Consider the following 2,943-nt stretch of genomic DNA (forward strand, 5'->3'; position numbering starts at 1 on the left):
GGGCCTAGGCGGCCTTGCGGACCCCGGCGGCGTCGGAGGGGGCGCCGTCGGCGGCCTCGGGCTCCTTGGCCTTCAGCAGGCGCAGCCGGGGTGCGGGACCGCCGCGTCCGCCGCGGCGGTGCAGGGCGCGGGCCCCGGCGTCGCCGGCGAACTGGATGAGGGCGATGACCACGGCGAGGACCGCCACGGTGATCCACATCAGCCCGGTCTCGAACCGCTGGTAGCCGTAGCGGATGGCGATGTCGCCGAGTCCTCCGGCGCCGACCGTGCCGGCCATTGCGGAGTAGCCGAGGAGCGCGACGACGGTGGTGGTGGCGGAGGAGATCAGCGAGGGCAGCGCCTCGGGGACGAGGACCTTGCGGACCACCGTCCAGGTGTTGCCGCCCATCGCCTGTACGGCTTCGACCAGTCCGTGGTCGACCTCGCGGACGGCGGTCTCGACGAGGCGCGCGAAGAACGGGATGGCGCCGATGGCCAGCGGCACGATGGCGGCGTCGCGGCCGATGGTGGTGCCCGTGATCAGGCGCGTGAAGCTCATCAGCGCGACCATCAGGATGATGAATGGCAGCGAGCGGGCGATGTTGACGACCTGGCCGATCACCTTGTTGGCCACGACGTTCTGCAGCAGGCCGCCGCGGTCGGTGAGGACCAGCAGGACGCCCAGCGGCAGGCCGCCGACGATCGCGATGAGGGTGGACCAGCCGACCATGTAGAGGGTGTCCCAGCTGGCCTGGCTGAGCAGCGGCTGCATTTCGGACCAGGTCACTTGGTCACTTCCTTCGCGTCGACGCCGGCCTTCTCGTCGGAGCCGGCCTTCTCGTCGGAGGTGACGAGCTCCACCTGGAGGCCCTGCTCGCGCAGGAAACCGACCGGGACGACGTTGTCGTCGTAGCGGCCGGGCAGTTCGATGCGCATCCGGCCGATCTGGGCGCCGCCGACGGTGTCGACCGCGGCGCCCAGGATGGAGACGTCCACGTTGTAGGTGCGGGCGAGCTGGGAGATGACCGGGCGGCCGGTGGACTCGCCGTGGAAGGTGATGTCGAGGACGGTGCTGCCCGGGCCGGAGGCGCCGCCGCCGACCGGGAAGAGCGCGGCGGCGAGCTGGGAGCCGGGGGTGGCGAGCAGTTCGCCGACGGTGCCGGACTCGACGACGCGGCCGCGCTCCATCAGGGCGGCGGAGTCGCAGACCGTCTTGACGACGTCCATCTCGTGGGTGATCAGCAGCACGGTCAGGCCCAGCTGCTGGTTGAGGTCGCGCAGCAGCTGGAGGATCGAGCGGGTGGTCTCCGGGTCGAGGGCGCTGGTCGCCTCGTCGGACAGGAGGACCTTGGGGTCGCCGGCCAGGGCGCGGGCGATGCCGACGCGCTGCTTCTGGCCGCCGGAGAGCTGGGCCGGGTAGGCCTTGGCCTTGTCGGCGAGGCCGACCATGTCGAGCAGTTCGAGGGCCTTGGCGGAGCGGTCGCGGCCGGAGCGGCCGAGGATCTCCAGGGGCAGCTCGACGTTCTCCTGCACGGTGCGCGAGGAGAGCAGGTTGAAGTGCTGGAAGACCATGCCGATGCGGCTGCGGGCCTGGCGCAGCGCCTTGGAGGCGCGCGGGCCGCGCCCCGCGAGGGCGGTGAGGTCCTGCCCGGCGACGGTGACCGTGCCGGCGGTGGGGCGCTCCAGGAGGTTGACGCAGCGGATGAGGGAGGACTTGCCGGCGCCGGACTGGCCGATGACGCCGAAGACCTCGCCCTCGCGGACGTGGAGGTCGACGCCGTCGATGGCGGTGACCTCACGGCCGCCGGAGCGGTAGATCTTGGTCAGACCCGAGGTGGTGATCACAGGGGTTTCCGTCACTGTCGAGTGCCGGGGGCGGGGTGGCGCCCCGGTCACGGGTGCATTCGGTCGGACCGCGGCACGGCGCGTCGCTCCGGCTCCGGCCACGACGGCGCGGCGGAGGGAGGACGGGGGATCCGTGGTGCGCGGGCGGCACGGTGAGGCCGCGGGGCTCGCTTCGGGGCGCGAGGCCAAACGTCTTGCAGGGGCCCTCTAACAGGCGCGCATTCGACACATGCGACGAGCACCGGGCGTCGGGTTCGCCTCGGTCGCAGGGGTGGTGCGGCTCGTCGTGGTCATGGGCGTAAGTAAATCAGACGATCACAGGCAAGAGGGGCAGGGTGTCCGGCATGCGGACACCCTGTCCGGTCAGCGGCTTGTCCGGCGTCCGGTTCGACCCGGTTCAGACGAGACGGGAGACCGCGATGCCGTCCGGCGTGACCTGCGCCGACAGGGTGGACAGGTCCGGGACCACCAGGTCGGCCTCCAGCTCGTGTGCCGGGTGGGTTGTGGCCAACGCCACCGTGCGCATGCCGGCCGCGCGGCCGGAGCGCAGACCGGCGGGGGCGTCCTCGAACACGAGGCAGCGGGACGGGTCGACGCCGAGGGCCTCGGCGGCCAGCAGGTAGGGCTCCGGGTCCGGCTTGCCGCGGGTGATGTCGTCGGCGGCGACCAGGGTGGTGGCGGTGAGGCCGACCCAGGCCAGGCGCGCCTCGGCGAGCCGGCGGGAGGCGGAGGTGACGACGGCCCACCGGTCGGCGGGCAGGCCGTGCAGGAACTCCCGGGTGCCGGGGAGCGCGGTCACTCCCCCGTACGGGACGTCCTCCACCTCGATCTCCTCGATGCGGGCGACGGCGGCGGGCACCCGGTCCGCTGGCAGCAGGTCGGCGACTATCTCGGCCGCGGGGCGGCCGTGGAGCTCGATCGCGCCGAACTGCTCGCGGGTGACGCCGTGCTCGTGGGCCCAGGCCGTCCAGGACCGGGTGACGGAGTCCAGGGAGGACAGGAGCGTGCCGTCGTTGTCGAACAGCAGGGCGTCGGCGTGGAGGATCGTCATGCTTCGACCCTAGCCAAGGCCCCGTCCAGGCCCCCGCCGAGGCTCCGGCCCAGGCCGGGGCCTCGGCG

Annotated in this window: 3 protein-coding genes; all 3 read right to left on the reverse strand. The window is 72.8% G+C overall.

What is annotated here, in order from left to right:
- Positions 1 to 4 precede the first annotated feature (4 nt).
- On the reverse strand, positions 5 to 766 hold the full coding sequence (locus ACOV8S_RS23960) for a methionine ABC transporter permease (RefSeq protein WP_448320193.1): 762 nt from the start codon (positions 764 to 766) through the stop codon (positions 5 to 7).
- Positions 763 to 1,824 (reverse strand): methionine ABC transporter ATP-binding protein, encoded by a 1,062-nt coding sequence (locus ACOV8S_RS23965; RefSeq protein WP_448320195.1) that lies wholly within the window; start codon positions 1,822 to 1,824, stop codon positions 763 to 765. The genes ACOV8S_RS23960 and ACOV8S_RS23965 overlap by 4 nt, the downstream gene beginning before the upstream one ends.
- 397 nt (positions 1,825 to 2,221) lie before the next feature.
- Positions 2,222 to 2,875 (reverse strand): HAD family hydrolase, encoded by a 654-nt coding sequence (locus ACOV8S_RS23970; protein WP_448320197.1) that lies wholly within the window; start codon positions 2,873 to 2,875, stop codon positions 2,222 to 2,224.
- Between the last annotated feature and the right edge of the window lie 68 nt (positions 2,876 to 2,943).

The sequence above is a fragment of the Streptomyces sp. CO7 genome (assembly GCF_053474865.1).

What these genes read in the sequence shown, in the direction of transcription:
- ACOV8S_RS23970 (WP_448320197.1), bottom strand. Translation starts at nt 2,875, where the DNA reads ATGACGATCCTCCACGCCGACGCCCTGCTGTTCGACAACGACGGCACG.